Annotated in this window: 17 protein-coding genes; 13 read left to right on the top strand and 4 right to left on the bottom strand. The window is 43.9% G+C overall.

Annotation, left to right across the window (positions count from 1 at the left end):
- Positions 1-32 precede the first annotated feature (32 nt).
- Together mobF and ACN222_RS29910 are read right to left on the bottom strand one after the other, a co-directional pair.
- A complete protein-coding gene (gene mobF / locus ACN222_RS29915) occupies positions 33-4,532 on the bottom strand; it encodes a MobF family relaxase (protein ID WP_010994092.1) in 4,500 nt (1,499 codons plus the stop codon).
- Positions 4,526-5,053: a hypothetical protein gene (locus ACN222_RS29910; protein WP_010994091.1), complete on the bottom strand. Its 528-nt coding sequence runs from the start codon at positions 5,051-5,053 to the stop codon at positions 4,526-4,528. Before ACN222_RS29910 ends, mobF begins: the two co-directional genes overlap by 7 nt.
- Positions 5,054-5,460: 407 nt before the next feature.
- On the opposite strand from ACN222_RS29910, the gene ACN222_RS29905 reads away from it, so the two are divergent.
- From ACN222_RS29905 to ACN222_RS29890, 4 genes are all read left to right on the top strand, one after another.
- Positions 5,461-6,579: a ParM/StbA family protein gene (locus tag ACN222_RS29905; RefSeq protein WP_010994090.1), complete on the top strand. Its 1,119-nt coding sequence runs from the start codon at positions 5,461-5,463 to the stop codon at positions 6,577-6,579.
- Positions 6,572-7,024, top strand: coding sequence for a hypothetical protein (locus ACN222_RS29900; protein WP_049942296.1), 453 nt, complete (start codon positions 6,572-6,574; stop codon positions 7,022-7,024). Before ACN222_RS29905 ends, ACN222_RS29900 begins: the two co-directional genes overlap by 8 nt.
- Positions 7,025-7,034: 10 nt before the next feature.
- Positions 7,035-7,814, top strand: coding sequence for a hypothetical protein (locus ACN222_RS29895; RefSeq protein ID WP_010994088.1), 780 nt, complete (start codon positions 7,035-7,037; stop codon positions 7,812-7,814).
- 80 nt (positions 7,815-7,894) lie between these two features.
- Positions 7,895-8,224 carry a hypothetical protein gene (locus ACN222_RS29890; RefSeq protein ID WP_044520324.1) on the top strand — a complete coding sequence of 110 codons (330 nt, stop codon included), beginning with the start codon at positions 7,895-7,897 and terminating at the stop codon, positions 8,222-8,224.
- Between the two features lie 109 nt (positions 8,225-8,333).
- On the opposite strand, the gene ACN222_RS29885 is transcribed toward ACN222_RS29890, so the two are convergent.
- The gene (locus ACN222_RS29885; RefSeq protein WP_010994087.1) at positions 8,334-9,086 is read right to left on the bottom strand and encodes an antirestriction protein ArdA; all 753 of its coding nucleotides are present in this window, start codon (positions 9,084-9,086) and stop codon (positions 8,334-8,336) included.
- A gap of 305 nt (positions 9,087-9,391) precedes the next feature.
- Here ACN222_RS29885 and ACN222_RS29880 point away from each other — a divergent pair, with 305 nt between their 5' ends.
- Genes ACN222_RS29880 through ACN222_RS29855 form a run of 6 tightly spaced genes read left to right on the top strand, consistent with a single transcriptional unit; the run spans position 9,392 to position 11,833 of the window.
- Positions 9,392-9,589: a hypothetical protein gene (locus ACN222_RS29880; RefSeq protein WP_010994086.1), complete on the top strand. Its 198-nt coding sequence runs from the start codon at positions 9,392-9,394 to the stop codon at positions 9,587-9,589.
- A gap of 9 nt (positions 9,590-9,598) precedes the next feature.
- Positions 9,599-9,757: a hypothetical protein gene (locus tag ACN222_RS29875; protein WP_158629528.1), complete on the top strand. Its 159-nt coding sequence runs from the start codon at positions 9,599-9,601 to the stop codon at positions 9,755-9,757.
- 58 nt (positions 9,758-9,815) lie between these two features.
- Positions 9,816-10,070, top strand: coding sequence for a hypothetical protein (locus tag ACN222_RS29870; protein ID WP_010994085.1), 255 nt, complete (start codon positions 9,816-9,818; stop codon positions 10,068-10,070).
- A complete protein-coding gene (locus tag ACN222_RS29865; protein WP_419756920.1) occupies positions 10,067-10,216 on the top strand; it encodes a hypothetical protein in 150 nt (49 codons plus the stop codon). Before ACN222_RS29870 ends, ACN222_RS29865 begins: the two co-directional genes overlap by 4 nt.
- A gap of 35 nt (positions 10,217-10,251) precedes the next feature.
- Positions 10,252-11,460: an RNA-guided endonuclease InsQ/TnpB family protein gene (locus ACN222_RS29860; RefSeq protein ID WP_010994068.1), complete on the top strand. Its 1,209-nt coding sequence runs from the start codon at positions 10,252-10,254 to the stop codon at positions 11,458-11,460.
- 34 nt (positions 11,461-11,494) lie between these two features.
- Positions 11,495-11,833, top strand: a complete 339-nt coding sequence (locus ACN222_RS29855) for a type II toxin-antitoxin system VapC family toxin (protein WP_419756919.1) — start codon at positions 11,495-11,497, stop codon at positions 11,831-11,833.
- A 66-nt stretch (positions 11,834-11,899) separates the two neighbouring features.
- Here ACN222_RS29855 and ACN222_RS29850 read toward each other — a convergent pair whose 3' ends face one another.
- Positions 11,900-12,325 carry a hypothetical protein gene (locus ACN222_RS29850; protein ID WP_010994083.1) on the bottom strand — a complete coding sequence of 142 codons (426 nt, stop codon included), beginning with the start codon at positions 12,323-12,325 and terminating at the stop codon, positions 11,900-11,902.
- 165 nt (positions 12,326-12,490) lie between these two features.
- On the opposite strand from ACN222_RS29850, the gene ACN222_RS29845 reads away from it, so the two are divergent.
- The 3 genes from ACN222_RS29845 to ACN222_RS29835 all read left to right on the top strand — a co-directional run bounded on the left by ACN222_RS29845 (position 12,491) and on the right by ACN222_RS29835 (position 18,082).
- Positions 12,491-13,159, top strand: a complete 669-nt coding sequence (locus ACN222_RS29845) for a hypothetical protein (RefSeq protein ID WP_044520323.1) — start codon at positions 12,491-12,493, stop codon at positions 13,157-13,159.
- 630 nt (positions 13,160-13,789) lie between these two features.
- Positions 13,790-14,998, top strand: a complete 1,209-nt coding sequence (locus ACN222_RS29840; protein WP_010994068.1) for an RNA-guided endonuclease InsQ/TnpB family protein — start codon at positions 13,790-13,792, stop codon at positions 14,996-14,998.
- 51 nt (positions 14,999-15,049) lie between these two features.
- On the top strand, positions 15,050-18,082 hold the full coding sequence (locus ACN222_RS29835) for a pentapeptide repeat-containing protein (protein ID WP_419756918.1): 3,033 nt from the start codon (positions 15,050-15,052) through the stop codon (positions 18,080-18,082).
- Positions 18,083-18,106: the final 24 nt, after the last annotated feature.

The following is an 18,106-nucleotide window of genomic DNA, read 5'->3' as shown; positions in this document are numbered from 1 at the left end:
CTGACTCCTGACTTCTGCCTTCTGGCTTCTATTTATCTTCTAAAACCTCGTCTCGGTTGTGGAGATGGTTGACGGGATATAGTCAATTTAGCTTTAACTTCTCGTTCTCTCTGTTTTTGTGTCTCTTTAATGGTTGTTAAACGCTCTTGTAATTGAGGAGTTTTGAGTAAATTATAAATGGTACTCATCTCTATAGTTTTCGGTTCTCTCTTCCAGGTTTCATGCTTTTGAACCTGGATTTCCCATTGGGATATATCTAATTCTAATTGCTGTTTCTGAGTAAATAATTCTTTGATAGTGCCGATAGTCTCTAATTGCTGATTTAACATTAACTCATACTTATTGCTCAACTGATGAAGCGGAATAAGCTCCATCGTTCTGATAGATTTCTCTTGTTGGGTGTGTTTTATCCACAAGCTATCAAGTTGTTGTTGTAACTGGCTAATTTGACTTTCAATAGTTGGCCTATCAATTGGAGGCGGCACTTGTGCTACTGTCTCTGAAAAATACTCCTTAACAGCTTGTTCTAAATACAGTAGCTCTTGGTTAGTCAGTCCATCAATTACTTTCTTAAATGCTGATTGAGTCGCTTGATTTGAAAAACGCTCTTGAAGTCGTTGTTTTCGTTCAAAGTCGCTTAATTTTTTGGGCGGGGCTGGTGGGGTATGTCGTTGTTGATTATTGTTATCTCGCCATGCTTTGAGGGTTGATGCTTCGTAATATACATTCTCGTATGCCAGTGGCCCCTGAGACACAATTAAATCATCAACCCCCTTATCCGGCCCTAACAAAGTTACAACTTTGACCTTAGCCCCCTGTTCCTCCAGTAGCCCACCAGTGCGTGAGATAGCAATCTCTATGTTCTGCTTCGTTTCCGGTCGCGTCTCGTAATCAAAGCAGAAAGTCATTTCACGTCCTGGTGTGGCGAAAACAGCTAACTCGTCCATGAGTCTAGCTTTCACCTTTTCCCCAAGCTCATCCTTACTGCAATAACCAGCATAAATTCCGGGTAGTCCAATTGCAGCATGACCTTGGCTTAACAGACTGGCAGCTTTCTTGGCTCCCTCAGTGATCGTGACTGGGAGGTTATATTTCCAAACACAATACCAGAACCCAGAGGCGCGATCGCTGTCGCTTGGCTGTACCCCATGTTTTTCATAGATACGGTCTGCTACCTCATCCGGTACATCAAGCAAGAAAATACTAAGTTCAGTTTTGGGCGGATGTTCATACTTAATGAATTTGCCGGGTTTGTCTGCCTTCTCTCTAGGATTATTGGGTTTGTAGCATCCCCACAATGTTCTATCAGGTTTATCCCCAGGCTGTAAGTTAGCAAAAGACTTGGGATTAACGCCAGCATCACACCACCAGCCGCCATCTTCAATATGAGTATACTTACTCATGATTCCCGACGATAACCTACCTGTATTCGTGCGTGGCAGATGGTCACTGTACATGAGATATTCCCAAGCCTCATGCTCCCAATCTCTGGTTTGGTGCAGACTTTTAAAGTTACAGGCAGCAAATAGAGGGTGAATGGCACTACCAAATACCAGTTCTTGCCAGTGTTGGCAGTCTAGCTGTTCAGGTACTTCAGCCACATGATCTGGAGTCCAAAATGCTACCTTTGGCTGTGCTGCTTTAGGGACTGGTTTTTTAATAACAGGTTTGGAGGTAGAAGTAGGTAAAGGGGCAGAGATGCTGGGGGGCAGAGTGGAAGAATTGGGCAGAGGGGAAGAATTAGTATAAGATTTCTCCTCTGCTCCGCCGCTCCCCTGCTGCCCTGCTCCTGGGCTTCGCGCTTCCTTCGCTACAATCGCAGTAGATGTAACCTTTTCTTTCTCTAGTTTTGACTGGCGTTGCTTCTCTAATTCTTTCTGCCGTAGTAGCGCCAGTGCATTTTCCTTAGCCCTACTTGATTGCGCCAGGGCTAGTAAATCGTCTTTATTTTCCGTGTACAGTTTTAATTCATACCTAGCACGGCTAACTGCAACATAAAAGCTTTCTTGCCCAATAGTGTAATCCGCCGCTATCAGCACTCGGTCTGCCGTTTTGCCCTGGCTACTGTACGTAGTGCTGACTGTTGCATAATCCAGGTGTTGGGCTTGTTGTAGGTTGATAAATTCAGTTTGACCGCTATGTAAATACTCGATTTGAGCGTTAGAACCAGCAATGGCCTTAACTACAAACTCCTGACCGTTGCGTCGTCCTAATTGACGATCGTTTTTTGTCCAGCGTAGGCGATCGCCCACGGCAACTTCAATATTTTGACGGTGGTAAACTGCTTTATTAAAACCTGTGTCTACTTGAAAGTGCTGTCCATTGGAAGCTTCAAGCTTTAGTCCGTCACCATCCTTACCCACTACTTTATATAGCTGACCTTTCTCCAGCCCCCGGCGCTTGTAACTGCGAGTGGGCATAACCACATCACCCAATTCAAAGTTGTGGGTGTAGCGCATCTGTACCGATGTAAGGTCTTTAGCTTGCAGTTGGGTGATGGTGGTCGCAGTCCCTAAACTACCTTCAGTTCTCAAATGCTCCCGAATCGCTTGCGTAATTGCCAAACGCTCCTTATTGGTTCCCGTTAATACTAGGGTTCGCGCTCTTTGTTCGGGTGTAGCTGTCACATACTCATGAGCGATCGCCGCAATTTTGGATTCTGCCGTTACAGTCTGGATACAACCGTTTTCATCCAAACGCTTAAATCCTTCCTCAATTTGACCATCAGCAATCAAGTCTACTGCCAATTTCAGCTTCGGCGCACGTTGTCTATTCGATTCGTTTAAGTGGCTGGTTTTAATTCCCGCCTGTTGCAGAGACTTGAACGGGTTGCCAGCTTCTACTGCTGATAACTGTTTTGTGTCCCCCACTAACAAAACTCTGGCTTGCTCAAGGGCTGCTCGTTCTAAAAGGGCAAGGGCATCTTTAGCACTCAGTAACCCTGCTTCATCCACTACCCAAATTTGATTGAGTTCAATCTCTAGGGGTAGTTCAGAAACTAGCAATCTAGCAACAGTCTCAGCTTGAACATCTAGCTCTTGACTCAGGACTTTAGCCGCCATCGAATTGGGAGCAAAGCCTTTAATGGTGTAGCCCGATGCGGCGGCAATTTCCTTCAATTCCTTGAGAGCGAAAGTTTTACCAGCACCAGCTACCCCTTGCCATGCCGTAAATTGGTCTGTTGTGGTTGCTGTTGTCAGTACCGCTCGACGCTGATCTGGGTTCAAAGCAGTTGTTTCCAAATGGTTTTCAACTACTTCCGGGTGGGCGAGAGGGCTAACTTTACCTTGTCCAGACTGCATTAGTTTAATAGTTGCCAGTTCTCGATTGACTGCTGCCAAGGTTGTAAAATCGCGCTTTTGCTGAGATAGGCTGAGTAATTCGGGATTGGCTTGCACTAGCGGCTCAATTTGGCTGACATCTGTAGCTAAACCTTGATTGAGAATGAATTTCTCCAAATCTTCCTGGGTGAAAGCAACATTTCTTTCTGAGCAGTGAGCGATCGCATCCTCTAAATTTTCATAACTCACTAACCGGGGTTGTAGCAGAGGTTGCGCCTCAATAGGTTGTACAAACTTCACACCTAATGCCGCCGCTTCCTCTCGCCACTTGACTTTCAATTCCGTAGGGTTGATTTTCTGCTTGATATTACGGGTGGCAGTCCAAGCCGCTTCACGCTCTGCCCAAGTTGCGTTTTCGCCTGCTGCACTTAATATCTGCTGCCGTCGTTTAGAAAACTCTCTTAAATCCTCATCTCGAAAGCCTTTAATTTCAAACTGCCCATGTTCTCTTGCTTTTACCTCGTAACCTAGCTTTTGTACTTCAAGAGCTAGGTAGTTCTGGTACACCATGCCCAGAAATTTCTTGTTTTTAAATATCTCATCATTGAAAAGACTGTACCACGAGCCATGAGCAGGGGAGGCAGGGGAGGTTGGGGAGGCAGGGGAAGAAAGAAAGTTTTTCCAGTCTTCTTCATCTTCTTCTGCTTTTTTCTTCTCCCCCTGCTTCCCCTGCACCCCCCGCTTCCCCTGCTCTAGATAGGTCATATTCATGACCAAAGCATGGGTGTGGAGATGCGGGTCTAGTTCCCTGGTTTCAATGTGGTCAAACTCGGCGATGACTAGGTTATTAGTTGGGAGAAGTTCTTGCCCTTTCTCGGTTGTGGCTCTGGTGTAGCTATAACGTTCTTCAATCAGTTTAATGGTTTTTTGCACTGCTAACTGATGGGCAGTAATCAGCCGTTCATCCCCACCTACCAACGCTTGCAAACTAACACTCTTCGGTGCAGAGAAAGTAAAGTCTGTTGCTGCTCGTCGTTGTGAAGAGTCTAACTTTCTGGCACAGAGGTTTTGGCTGCCATCAGGCGATCGCCCATTGACTATGTTAGAAAATGTTTCTTGATGATCAACCGCTCCTGATAATCCTAATTTCTTCGCACCTTTACCAGACCAGCGTGAAGTACCTTCTTGGTAATACCCTTCCATGAAGTAATGTACTGCTTGCTGGGGTTCTGTATTCTTTCCTGTTAACATCCTCCGCCTCCTGAGAAGAAAGCAGGGGGAGCGAGGGTAGATGGGGGAGCAAGAGTTTCTAACAAACTATTCTTTTCTTCTTTAGTTTTGCTAGTTTTAAAAGCTTTCTTCCCCTGCATCCCCTGCATCCTCTGCTCTCTTATGCTCCTTTCGTAGAATGTCAGGTTTAAAGGTTGGAACAGTTCAGGTATTTGATGAGGATTGCTGATGATAAATTCAAGTTCTATATCTGCATAATTGTTGAGTCCGCTTATTAAGTTTTCAAAGTGAATTTCATCAACACACCACACTTTAAATGAGGCGCAACGGTTGGGCTTTAGCTCACAAAAGAATTTTTCACTATTAGGCAATATCTGAAATATTTCTACTGCCTGTTTATGGTATTTACAAAAATTAAACCCTACCCAGTTAACTTGTTGGAAATCAGCTACCCGAATCACCACATCAGCCGAAGATGTGTTTCTGGCTAATGCTTGACTACTCCAGTAACGGCTATTTACCCAATAACACATCGACATCATTTGATGCGCTTGGGTCTTCAAAAGCGTTGAGGTTACTTTCTGTAGTGTTAGGTAATTCAAAACTTTATATTAGTTAATACATAATTTTTCTGCCCAAATAAATTTTAAAACAAGTGCTTTTTTCTGGCAAAACTTTTTTGCGTACTGTGCGAAAAGTTTATTTTTTTGGGGTGACATGGTTTTCACATAAAACTGACATGAATTTGCCGTGAAACTGCCATAGTTTTACCAAGGATTTAACATTGCTTCCATGTTAAGAAATTTAGAGTTCCCATAAAAATGACATGGTTTTCACATAGTATTAACATGATTTGCACGAGAGTTTACCATAGATTTCACATAAAACTGGCATCGCACGCTGATGTGTTTTGTTACCAAGATTTTCATCTACTGAGTCATCAAATTTTATGAACCCATTAACGCTGGCAGTAGATCCGGGTGGTTCGTTTCTCAAATGTTTTTACACCTTGGAAAGCTTTAAACCAGAACTGATTTTGATGGAGCCGGAAGTCGCTACAGTCCCTCTAGAAAGTTTACAAGCTTATGAACAAAGTAAAGTGGGTAGCTCTTCCCCTGAGAATAGTGCTTGGATTGAATATCAAAACAACTTCCAAGCTGTCGGCTTTCTAGCGAGGAAGCGCTTTAATGCAGATTTGCAATTGCAACGCCGCAAGTTTGAACTAGCTTTACCTAAAGTCTTGGCGATGGTAGGAGCGATCGCAGATAAACATGAGTTACCAAATAACTCCTCAATCAGATTAGGTATTTTACTTCCGTGGGGTGAGTACCAAGATAGGGCCTTATTTGGGGAGCTAATCACCAAAGCATTAGCTGATTATAAGTTCAAAGAACAGTCCAAATCCTTTGTAGTGGATGCTTTTATCTGCTTACCGGAAGGTGGAGGTATCCTAACTAGAGGTCGCGCCCCTGGTTCTAGTATCAAAGACCAGACCATTGCTGTGATCATGCTGGGATACCGGGATACTTCTATCCTAGTGATTGAACGCGGGGAAATGAGCAAGGGGAAAACAGAACCTTTGGGATTCTCCAAAATGATTGAATCGGTAATGGCGCAAACATCCGGCTTAAATGCCCATCAGTTAACGGCGGCGATTTGCAAAGCTGGGCGAAATATTAATCCTAAAGCCCTAGAAGAATTGGCGGTTGTCGATGCTGCTTACAAAGAACATGAGTTAGCCACAATTAGAAATGCTGTGACTAACGGCAGAAAAGAATACTGGATGATGTTGTCTAATTGGTTAAAGTTGCAAGTTCCCCGCGATGTTGATGAAGTGATTATTGGTGGCGGTACTGCTCACTATTTTCGCTCTCAACTAAATAACTTGTTTTCGGCAACTACAGTTAACTGGTGTGACCATTTGGAATCACAAATCACCAGTAATTTCTCTCAAGTGGCTGCCAAATCCCTGCAATACCGATTAACCGATGTTTATGGATTATTTTTCTACCTGTGTGGTAACAGTATGAGGCAAAAGAAAGTACAGGTAGGTACTGCCAATGGATAAGCCAATCGAGTACCGATGCCGTATTGCTTTGGAATCTCAAGAATCTAATGTTGCCTTGGTCAACTTTCTCAAAGCCAAGGAAAATTTAGTTCTTAGCGAGAGAGATAAACTATTTTCTGCCCTGTCCGCCTATTGGCTACCGTTTGCAATGAGGAATGCAGGGTGTTCAGATGAGGAATTAAAGCAGTGTGCTAAGAACGCGGTTTATCGCTTGAAGCTGCATATTAGCTATCTGGTTGAAAGTTTCGGTCTGGATTTAGAAGATGCTGTATTACAACCTGCCACAGCTACAAAACCTATTCGACCAGTGATCAAAACACCAAAGGTTGAGCTTGATTTGCAACCATTAACTGCTCCTGAAGCATCAGACCATGCTTCGCAGCCAGATTTAGAGCAGTTGATACATCACGAAGATGACGGCACTTTTGAAGGATTATTTAATTAGTGAGGGTAATATGCCTTATACCAAAGAGGCGTTACAGAATATGTACGCTCTATCAACAGAAGATGTAAATGCAACTTTGGAAGTTTGCGGGTTGCCTGTGGATAAACAAGAGTATGGTGATGAAGAAATTGCGGCGGTTGATTTTCAACAAGCAGTGGAGTTAATCAAACAACAGAACTCTGATACATCCACTACCCCAGAAAATGATGCTTCAGAAGGTAAGAAGAAAAGGAAGGCTGCCAAACCCCTTGATACTACTGAGTTACTAGCTAAGGCCCGTGACAAAGGGATTAAACTCAGCCTGCTAGAAACAATGCAAGTATTACAAGCCTGTGGGCTATCAGAAAAGGATGAATATTCTCAGGCTGAATGCGATCGCTTCCTTGAGGCTGGTGATTTAATTAAAAAGCAAGGTAAATCCGTTGAGGAAGTGGCGCAGCATTTTGGATTAAGTACCAATGATTCCACGCCAGAAGGGGATATAGATACTGATGCGCTTTTGCAGGAGCTTGGGGATACTACCGCTTTATTAGGTGAGGAGGAGCGAGAGTTAATCAGAGAAATGGTGCGACAGAAAGCTAAAGGTGATATGGCGGGACTGCCCAAGTTGTATTTGCAATCTTTATTAGAGGAAATGCAATCGCCCCAATTTCAACAGGAGTGGCAGCAACTACGAGAGGCATTTAAGGCCAAAGTCATGGGAAAAAAGCAGACTTCCCCGATATTCCCGTCGCCACCGCCTTTAATGAGCTTGCCGCCGACATCGGAGAATGGGTCAACATCCGAATAGCCGATGAAAAGCGTACTATTGAAGTCAAGGCACACAAAATTATTGAAGATAAAGCCAGGCTTCGGGCTACGCAAATAGCTTTGACTAAACTCAATGAATCTCAGCAATGGATTGAGGCTGAACAAAAACAAGCCCAATTGAGAAGTCAGCGCTCTCACGAATTCCGAGTAAATTTAATTTATTTTGCTCGTTGGATTGGATCTGGTTGGTCAGGCTGGTTAGTCTATCTGGGGTCGTTTGCAATTTACTTATCCTTGGGCTTCGCTTCGGGTCTTAACTTCCCTTCTGCGATCGCCTGTCCAAATACCAAAAGTTACTGTTACCTTTTGCGGCTGGATAAAAAAACTGTGGTCATCCCTAGTGATTACATCAAACAAACATCTCCAAAAAAATCCAATCGTCAACGTTAATTAATCGTGCTGTTTTTCAAGCTGACAAATAATTTTTCTCAAAATTGATTTGTCAATTAGTCACTTTTTAAATATAAAGGGGTAGTTATTAACTACCCCCTTAATTTTATTAGTGACGACTAAAAACGTAGACTTTCTTATAACTTTCTTCTACTGAATAGTAGGAGTCGATAAACCAATCACGGGCTATTGCTTCAAAATCGAGGTAGAAGCTAGGAATACCCATATCTTCTAAGTTCTTAATCAATCCCTGTTGTTCGAGTTGGTCATAAACAAAATCTTGTTCGCTTTCATACTCGCCCCAGTAATGTTCTTGAAAATCTTCTACACTGGCCTCACTACTGTCATACTCATAATAAGCGGCGTAGGCTGTGCCATGCTCTGATAATGTTTGAGCGAGTTCAGCTAGTTTTTCTATGCTTTCGTATTCATCAAGGTGAATACCATGCCAGTTCTGGAAATCATGGATTGCCCACTCTTCACAGGCTTCGTAATTACGACAGGGCGACCAAGATAACATCCATTCAATGTCTTCTTGAATGTCCGAAGCATCTTGTGTACAGTCAATCCACATTCCGTGCAATTTACCGTTATTGTAAGCAGATAGACAAGCTACATAAATCTGTGGTGCATCATCATCTTGACATTCGCGTTCATGCTTTGGAAAAGGAAGTAAACAGCTTGCACCTTTAACTATTGGTAAGTCAACACCAGCTAAACTAATTGCTAAATCTACTGCTCTTTGTTCTTGGAAAGGAACAGTTAAAATGTTGCCTTCAAGATAGCAGTTGTAAATTTGTTCAGCAACTAATTGAGCATCTAGTTCTGAGTGAAATATTAGAGTGTTAGAAAACAAATTCATGTGTTAGAATCCTTTTAGAATTAAAACTCAGAAAAAGCACCTTTAGATTGGTCGTCGGGGGTGCTTTTTCTGTTGTGTATGTAAGAGTTTTGGACTTGGCGCTACATCTAAAATTTCACGCTTCGGTTCGGTTCCGTTACCGGGAGTTTTTGTGGCGCTCCGTTCCTATTCCTTACTCTTTTATTATCCCATATATATATGGGATAAACCACAAAATCTAGATATTTCTTGATTAAAATAACTAATGTATTGCCATATATATACGGGCTTTGCTAAGATAAGCTTATAGAAAAAGGCTCATTACTATGGAAAGAAATGATATTGCTACTCGCTTTCAATCAAAAGGAGTAGGAGTAAAATCTGGTGCGAAACCTATATCTGTACTGTTGCCAGACGAATTAGATAGTTATGTGCGTAACAAGCCCAACCGTTCCGAATGGCTGCGGCAAGTTATAGCTGAGGCTGTGGCGAAAGAACAAGCTTTAACTTCCCAGAAAGACTGATTGTGAATCTTGTCCAGGCGATCGCTTCCTGTGGGGCGTAGCATCATTGCCTGCGGTCTGTGGAACGCCATCCCTAAATTTGTATATCTCTATGATGAAAATCCAAATAGTACAGAATTATGGTCGCCTGGAAGTCCTTTATTTCCTATTGTTGAGGGTGTTGAGTAAAAAACTATATGTCTTAGTGAAGAAACTTTAAAATAAATTCAGTGGTTTGGAGAAAACAATGCAAAGTATCAAGTTATGTTCTCATGTAGGCTCTGATGGCATTTTGCATTTAGAGATACCACTGGGTATAACGGACAAGGAAATAGAAGTGATGGTGATTTATCAACAATTAGAGTCATCGACAACAGTGACAACACCAGAAGAATTGGGCTGGCCAAGTGGTTTTTTTGAGCAGACCTATGGTATCTGCCAAGATGACCCGATTATTATCGATTCTGAGGGTGATTTTGAGATAAGGGAAGAAATAGTGTGAGGTATTTATTAGATACCAATGTTTGCGCTCGTTATCTCAATGGCAAGTCACCAGCAATTAGACAACGTTTACGAGCCGTGAAGCGTAAAGCCCCCGTATTTTTAATCGGGGGATATAAGCGAATGACCGAATTTATTCGGTCGTAACATGGTATAATTACGTCAGAGAGTTTGACGTAAAAATGCTAGTATTTGAGACAAAACTTGAAGGAACAAACGAGCAGTATCAATTGCTGGATGAGGCGATTAAAACTGCTCGTTTTGTCCGCAATGCTTGCCTCCGGTACTGGATGGACAACCAAAACATCGGCAGGTATGATTTGAGTGCTTATTGCGCTGTCCTTGCTGCCAATGAAAACTTTCCGTTCGTTGCCAAACTCAACTCTATGGCTCGACAAGCTTCTGCTGAAAGAGCGTGGAGTGCAATTGCTCGGTTTTTTGACAATTGCAAGCAAAACAAAACCGGGAAGAAAGGTTATCCACGCTTTAAAAAAGAACAGACGCATGGGAGTGTTGAGTATAAAACTAGCGGCTGGAAGCTTAGTAGTGACCGTCGTTATGTCACTTTTAGCGACGGATTTAAAGCAGGAACTTTCAAACTCTGGGGAACTCGTGACTTGCATTTCTACCAGTTGAAACAGTTCAAGAGGGTGCGGGTTGTGCGTCGTGCCGATGGGTACTACGCGCAGTTTTGCATTGACCAAGAGCGAGTAGAAAGGCGAGAACCAACGCTTAAAACTATTGGGCTGGATGTGGGATTGAACCATTTCTTGACCGATAGCGAAGGCAATACAGTTGAGAACCCTAGACACTTGCGTAAAAGCGAAAAGTCTCTCAAGAGATTGCAACGCAGATTGTCTAAAACCAAGAAGGGTTCTAACAACAGAGTCAAGGCAAGAAATCGCTTGAGTAGAAAACACCTTAAAGTAAGTAGGCAGCGTAAAGACTTCGCCGTAAAGTTGGCGAGGTGCGTAGTCCAGTCTAGCGACTTGGTAGCCTATGAGGATTTGCAGGTGCGGAACATGGTCAGGAATAGACATCTTGCCAAGTCGATTAGTGATGCAGCGTGGACGCAGTTTCGGCAATGGGTTGAGTATTTCGGCAAAGTGTTTGGTGTAGTGACTGTTGCAGTCCCACCCCATCACACTTCGCAGAATTGTTCCAACTGTGGCGAAGTAGTGAAAAAGTCGCTGAGTACAAGAACTCATGCTTGCCCTCACTGTGGACATATTCAAGACAGGGATTGGAACGCTGCACGGAACATACTTGAACTAGGACTACGTACTGTGGGACACACAGGATCTCAAGTCTCTGGAGATATCGACCTCTGTTTGGGTGAGGTAACTCCTCCAAATAAGTCGAGTCGTGGAAAGAGAAAGCCCAAGAAGTGATTCTTGGAATCCCCCGTTTTCTAAACGGGGGAGGATGTCAAGCTCAACAAATGTAAAAGATATTGCTGTGTGTTCGGTGGTCAAGGCAGAGTTGTTTTACGGCGCAATGAAAAGCAATAATCCCGAAAGGACTTTAGCTCGACAGCAGCAGTTTCTCAACTTGTTTGTATCTCTACCATTTGATGATGTTACAGCCCTAACTTACGGTAGAATCCGTGCAGCATTAGCAATAAGTGGTACTCCAATTGGCCCTAATGATTTACAGATTGCAGCGATCGCACTTGTGAATAATTTAATACTGGTCACTCACAACACATCTGAGTTTAATCGGGTGAATGGGTTACAAATTGAGGATTGGGAAGCAGTAGCTTAAGTTGTTCTTCAGTATGCAGTCTGCATCAGACAGGTATTTTACTTTTCTCTCTGGCACTGTCATCTTTTAAAATTTCAGATTTCCTAACAGCACATCCAGCCCTATTTCTAAGTCTGGCTTGTCAAGAACTTTTTCAATTGTCTTCTGTTTCAATTCGTCAGTCAGAGCCAAAATTGAAGCTACAGTTGTACTTAGCTGCTCTAATAGCCCCTCTAGTTTGATTATTTGCTCTCTCTGAGTGGCGTTAAGGTTTTCTTGTTTCCACCTTGTTAACTGCTCTGAGTAGATTTCAAGAAATTGCTGCTCTTCCCCAAACACCTGAATTACTCGCCCTACTGTGTAATCATCAAGAACATGGGGACGATTCTGAGCCTCTTGTAAGTTTTGGTACTGGGTTAGAGCATCTGACAATCCTTGCTCAATCATCTGTGCGATGAGGGGCAGTCTGCTAATAGGTTGCCAATTAGGTTGTCCTTGAGGGTTTTTTGACATTACTGCATGATTAATATGATCACCTGAAGGTATCAGAATAGGTGTAGCTTATACAAGCTACCCGAAATCTTTGTTACAATGCGGTTGAAGGCAAAAATTTCAACGAACATACCAACAAGCTGTAAGCTAACTAAAGATGAGTATTGCTGAAGCGTGGGTGTTTTAATGGCTATAGATCGGGAATCGGTAAATTTTAAACTTCCCAAATCTTTAGTTGAATCACTCAGAGCCGAGGCCAAAAAGCGCAACACCTCAGCAACAGAGTTGGTAGTTCATGGTCTGCATCATATACTAGGAGAGACGGAAGTTGTTGAAAACGGTATAGAAGATGTTCTACACCAGATAATTAACCGACTCTCAACACTGGAAGCAAATCAGGTTAATAACACTTCGAGTATAGAAAGTAGTATAGAAAATCGCTTACAGCGAATTGAAACTGTTTTAGGGCAACTCGCCCAGAGTATAGAACAAGGTATAGAATCAACATCCACCCAGCAACAAGCGCAACAACTAAATAAACTGGAAGAAAAGTTAGAAACTGTCGCCAAGAACCTTGCCCAACTCAACAATGCACTGGGGCAGCTTCGACAACAAGGAAATACAGGCAGAAGGCAATTTTCATCATCATCTCATCAGTTCCATGCTAAATCAGTGGAAATTCAATCCTTGGCTGGGGAAAATCTAGCTCGAAGATTGGGTGTTGATGAATTAAGTCTTTCCAGAGAACGAGAAAACAAAAGTCCGTCAGAGTTTGAATCATGGAGCCGACATCGAGATCCCGGTTCTCGTGGCTGGCGTTTTGGTGAAGATGGATTATATTACCCAGTTAAATAATATTAACTGAGGCGATGAACTACAACCCGTGCTAGAAGCGATCGCTTACGGTGAGGAGTTGCCTATTGCCAGAAAAATATCATTTCTTTAATTGTTAAGATAACGCTCGAAACCCGCATCCGTGCCGCGACCCGCCTAGATCGACATAGCCACCTTTCCCTTGGTAAAGGCTAAGTATTAAAAAATAGCAAGCCGAAAACATCTGTTTTCGGGATCAATTTAGTACTTACAAGTAAAAAAGTAAGACATGGAATTTAATTAGTCGCTAAACTGTTTTAATGATAAGGCTTTGAAGTAGGTAATGTGGCGTAAGCTTGTTGAGAGGTCGAGGTAGAGGGCGATCGCCTCAAGAGAGCAGAGAGAAATAATACTTTCAAAAGAAAGAAAATCCAGCCCCCAATTTCTTACTTTTATTTGCCACAGCCAAGACTATCAATGGTTTACAAGCAACTGTCTCGCATTTCTATTGCGTATCAATGGCTCAATCTTTTTTGGGAACACTAACTCCAGCCCTCCATTACGAGCCGTGAAGCGTAAAGCCCCCGTATTTTTAATCGGGGGATATAAGCGAATGACCGAATTTATTCGGTCGTAACATGGTATAATTACGTCAGAGAGTTTGACGTAAAAATGCTAGTATTTGAGACAAAACTTGAAGGAACAAACGAGCAGTATCAATTGCTGGATGAGGCGATTAAAACTGCTCGTTTTGTCCGCAATGCTTGCCTCCGGTACTGGATGGACAACCAAAACATCGGCAGGTATGATTTGAGTGCTTATTGCGCTGTCCTTGCTGCCAATGAAAACTTTCCGTTCGTTGCCAAACTCAACTCTATGGCTCGACAAGCTTCTGCTGAAAGAGCGTGGAGTGCAATTGCTCGGTTTTTTGACAATTGCAAGCAAAACAAAACCGGGAAGAAAGGTTATCCACGCTTTAAAAAAGAACAGACGCATGGGAGTGTTGAGTATAAAACTAGCGGCTGGAAGCTTAGTAGTGACCGTCGTTATGTCACTTTTAGCGACGGATTTAAAGCAGGAACTTTCAAACTCTGGGGAACTCGTGACTTGCATTTCTACCAGTTGAAACAGTTCAAGAGGGTGCGGGTTGTGCGTCGTGCCGATGGGTACTACGCGCAGTTTTGCATTGACCAAGAGCGAGTAGAAAGGCGAGAACCAACGCTTAAAACTATTGGGCTGGATGTGGGATTGAACCATTTCTTGACCGATAGCGAAGGCAATACAGTTGAGAACCCTAGACACTTGCGTAAAAGCGAAAAGTCTCTCAAGAGATTGCAACGCAGATTGTCTAAAACCAAGAAGGGTTCTAACAACAGAGTCAAGGCAAGAAATCGCTTGAGTAGAAAACACCTTAAAGTAAGTAGGCAGCGTAAAGACTTCGCCGTAAAGTTGGCGAGGTGCGTAGTCCAGTCTAGCGACTTGGTAGCCTATGAGGATTTGCAGGTGCGGAACATGGTCAGGAATAGACATCTTGCCAAGTCGATTAGTGATGCAGCGTGGACGCAGTTTCGGCAATGGGTTGAGTATTTCGGCAAAGTGTTTGGTGTAGTGACTGTTGCAGTCCCACCCCATCACACTTCGCAGAATTGTTCCAACTGTGGCGAAGTAGTGAAAAAGTCGCTGAGTACAAGAACTCATGCTTGCCCTCACTGTGGACATATTCAAGACAGGGATTGGAACGCTGCACGGAACATACTTGAACTAGGACTACGTACTGTGGGACACACAGGATCTCAAGTCTCTGGAGATATCGACCTCTGTTTGGGTGAGGTAACTCCTCCAAATAAGTCGAGTCGTGGAAAGAGAAAGCCCAAGAAGTGATTCTTGGAATCCCCCGTTTTCTAAACGGGGGAGGATGTCAAAAAACTTAGTATGGATGTTGAAGAGTTTTTGAGTCGTTTAGATGCAGGTGAAAATAATTTTTCAGGTGTCGATCTTAGTGGGGCAATCCTAAGCGAAGTTGACTTATCTGGCATTAATCTGAGTGGTGCTAATTTGAGTGGTGCTGATTTAAAAAGCACCATTCTGAGCAACACAGACTGGATTAATTTAAAAGAAGCACTCGCCACCATCAGGGAAATTCAGGATGAGTCAAATCGCGCCCATGCCCTGATTGCCTTAGCAGATAAACTGCCACCTGATTTGTTAAGTGAAGCACTCACCTCTGCCAGGGAAATTCAGGATGAGTATCTTTGCGCTGATGCCCTGATTGCCTTAGCACGGAAACTGCCACCTGATTTGTTAAGTGAAGCACTCGCCACCGCCAGGGAAATTCAGGATGAATATTTTCGCACCTCTACCCTGATAGAGTTAGCAGAGAAACTGCCTTCTGTGTTAAGTGAAGCACTCGCCGCCGCCAGGGAAATTCAGGATGAGTATTTTCGCGCCTCCACCCTAATAGCGTTAGCAGAGAAACTACCTTCTGTGTTAAGTGAAGCACTCGCCGCCGCCAGAGAAATTCAGGATGAGTATTTTCGCGCCGATGCCCTGAGAGAGTTAGCACAGAAACTGCCACCTGATTTGTTAAGTGAAGCACTCGCCGCAGTCAGGGAAATTCAGCCTGAGTATCTTCGCGCCGATGCCCTGATTGCCTTAGTGGAGAAACTGCCTTCTGTCTTAAGTGAAGCACTGGCTGCCATCAGGGAAATTCAGGATGAGTATCTTCATGCCGATGCCCTGAGAGAGTTAGTACAGAAACTGCCACCTGATTTGTTAGGTGAAGTACTCGCCGCCGCCACGGAAATTCGGGGTGGGTATCCTCACACCAATCCCCTGAGAGAGTTAGCAGAGAAACTGCCACCTGATTTGTTAAGTGAAGCACTCGCCGCCGCCAGGGAAATTCAGGATGAGTCCAATCGCGCCCATGCCCTGAGAGAGTTAGCAGAGAAACTGCCACCTGATTTGTTAAGTGAAGCACTCACTGCCACCAGGGAAATTCAGTCTGAGTATCATCGCGCCTCTACCCTGAGAGCCTTAGCACAGAAACTGCCACCTGATTTGTTAAGTGAAGCACTCGCCGCCGCCAGGGAAATTCAGGATGAGTCAAATCGCGCCTCTACCCTGAGAGAGTTAGCAGAGAAACTGCCTTCTGTGTTACCAGAAGCACTCGCCGCCGTCAGGAAAATTCGGCATAAGTCAAATCGCGCCTATGGACTGATTGCCTTAGCAGAGAAACTGCCTTCTGTGTTACCAGAAGCACTCGCCGCCGCCACGGAAATTGAGCCTGAGTATCATCGCGCCTCTACCCTGAGAGAGTTAGCAGAGAAACTGCCACCTGATTTGTTAAGTGAAGCACTCACCGCTATCAGCGAAATTCAACCTAAGTCAAATCGCGCCCATGCCCTGATTGCATTAGCAGAGAAACTGCCACCTGATTTGTTAAGTGAAGCACTCGCCGCTATCAGGGAAATTCAGGATGAGTCCAATCGCGCCCATGCCCTAATTGCCTTAGCAGAGAAACTGCCACCTGATTTGTTAAGTGAAGCACTCGCCGCTATCAGGGAAATTCAGGATGAGTCCAATCGCGCCCATGCCCTGATTGCCTTAGCACAGAAACTGCCACCTGATTTGTTAAGTGAAGCACTCGCCGCCACCAGGGAAATTCAATCTAAGTCAAATCGCGTCCATGCCCTGATTGCCTTAGCACAGAAACTGCCTTCTGTGTTACCAGAAGCACTCGCCGCCGCCACAGAAATTCAGGATGAGTCAAATCGCGCCTCTACCCTGAGAGAGTTAGCAGAGAAACTGCCACCTGATTTGTTAAGTGAAGCACTCGCCGCCATCAGGGAAATTCAACCTAAGTCAAATCGCGTCCATGCCCTGATTGCCTTAGCACAGAAACTGCCTTCTGTGTTACCAGAAGCACTCGCCGCCATCAGGGAAATTCATCATGAGTATCATCGTGACAATGCCCTGAGAGAGTTAGCAGAGAAACTGCCACCTGATTTGTTAAGTGAAGCACTCGCCGTCATCAGGGAAATTCACTATGAGTCAAATCGCACCAATGCCCTGATTGCCTTAGCGAAGAAACTGCCTTCTGTGTTACCAGAAGCACTCGCCGCCGTCAGGAAAATTCGGGATAAGTCAAATCGCATCTATGCCCTGAGAGAGTTAGCAGATAAACTGCCTTCTGTGTTACCAGAAGCACTCGCCACCGCCAGGGAAATTCATGATGAGTCATATCGCGCCGATGCACTGAAAGAGTTAGCAGAGAAACTGCCACCTGATTTGTTAAGTGAAGCACTCACCGCCATCAGGGAAATTCATGATGAGTCATATCGCGCCGATGCCCTGATTGCCTTAGCAGAAAAACTGCCTTCTGTGTTACCAGAAGCACTCGCCGCCGCCACGGTAATTCGCCCTGAGTCATATCGCGCCGATGCACTGAGAGACTTAGCACAGAAACTGCCACCTGATTTGTTAAGTGAAGCACTCGCCGCCATCAGAGAAATTCAGTCTGAGTCAAATCGCGCTCATGCTCTGATTGCCTTAGCGGAGAAAATGTCATTACATAATCCTAGCCTAAGCAATGTTAGTGCAAATTGTGTAAATCTCAATCATTCAACCTTAACTGAAGCCAAGCTCAATCAATCCGACTTGAGGTATGGCAATTTGAAAGGAGCAAATCTGAACAAAGCCAACCTGAGCCGTGCTTTCCTAAACCATGCTGATTTGAGTAATACAATGCTGGCTCAATCCAACCTGAGTGGTACTAACTTGAGAAATGCTAACTTGAGAAATGCCAATCTAATTGGTAGCAACCTTCAGGATGCCAATCTGAGTGGTGCAAATGTAGAAAAAGCCCGATTTGGAAACAATCAAGGAATTTCAAAACAGATAAAAGAAGACCTAATTCAACGAGGTGCAATCTTTGTTGGAGAACCTCCCACTGAAGATTGGGGGTAAATAAGCAATCGAACTGAAACTTAC

This window comes from Anabaena sp. FACHB-595 (assembly GCF_048568275.1).
Classification (GTDB): domain Bacteria; phylum Cyanobacteriota; class Cyanobacteriia; order Cyanobacteriales; family Nostocaceae; genus Trichormus.
This window is presented reverse-complemented; position numbering and strand designations above follow the sequence as displayed.

Bases quoted from the DNA above. Each gene is read 5' to 3' on its own strand.
- mobF (WP_010994092.1), bottom strand. From the start codon at position 4,532: ATGTTAACAGGAAAGAATACAGAACCCCAGCAAGCAGTACATTACTTC.
- ACN222_RS29910 (WP_010994091.1), bottom strand. From the start codon at position 5,053: ATGATGTCGATGTGTTATTGGGTAAATAGCCGTTACTGGAGTAGTCAA.
- ACN222_RS29905 (WP_010994090.1), top strand. From the start codon at position 5,461: ATGAACCCATTAACGCTGGCAGTAGATCCGGGTGGTTCGTTTCTCAAA.
- ACN222_RS29900 (WP_049942296.1), top strand. From the start codon at position 6,572: ATGGATAAGCCAATCGAGTACCGATGCCGTATTGCTTTGGAATCTCAA.
- ACN222_RS29895 (WP_010994088.1), top strand. From the start codon at position 7,035: ATGCCTTATACCAAAGAGGCGTTACAGAATATGTACGCTCTATCAACA.
- ACN222_RS29885 (WP_010994087.1), bottom strand. From the start codon at position 9,086: ATGAATTTGTTTTCTAACACTCTAATATTTCACTCAGAACTAGATGCT.
- ACN222_RS29880 (WP_010994086.1), top strand. From the start codon at position 9,392: ATGGAAAGAAATGATATTGCTACTCGCTTTCAATCAAAAGGAGTAGGA.
- ACN222_RS29870 (WP_010994085.1), top strand. From the start codon at position 9,816: ATGCAAAGTATCAAGTTATGTTCTCATGTAGGCTCTGATGGCATTTTG.
- ACN222_RS29860 (WP_010994068.1), top strand. From the start codon at position 10,252: ATGCTAGTATTTGAGACAAAACTTGAAGGAACAAACGAGCAGTATCAA.
- ACN222_RS29855 (WP_419756919.1), top strand. From the start codon at position 11,495: ATGTCAAGCTCAACAAATGTAAAAGATATTGCTGTGTGTTCGGTGGTC.
- ACN222_RS29850 (WP_010994083.1), bottom strand. From the start codon at position 12,325: ATGTCAAAAAACCCTCAAGGACAACCTAATTGGCAACCTATTAGCAGA.
- ACN222_RS29845 (WP_044520323.1), top strand. From the start codon at position 12,491: ATGGCTATAGATCGGGAATCGGTAAATTTTAAACTTCCCAAATCTTTA.
- ACN222_RS29840 (WP_010994068.1), top strand. From the start codon at position 13,790: ATGCTAGTATTTGAGACAAAACTTGAAGGAACAAACGAGCAGTATCAA.
- ACN222_RS29835 (WP_419756918.1), top strand. From the start codon at position 15,050: ATGGATGTTGAAGAGTTTTTGAGTCGTTTAGATGCAGGTGAAAATAAT.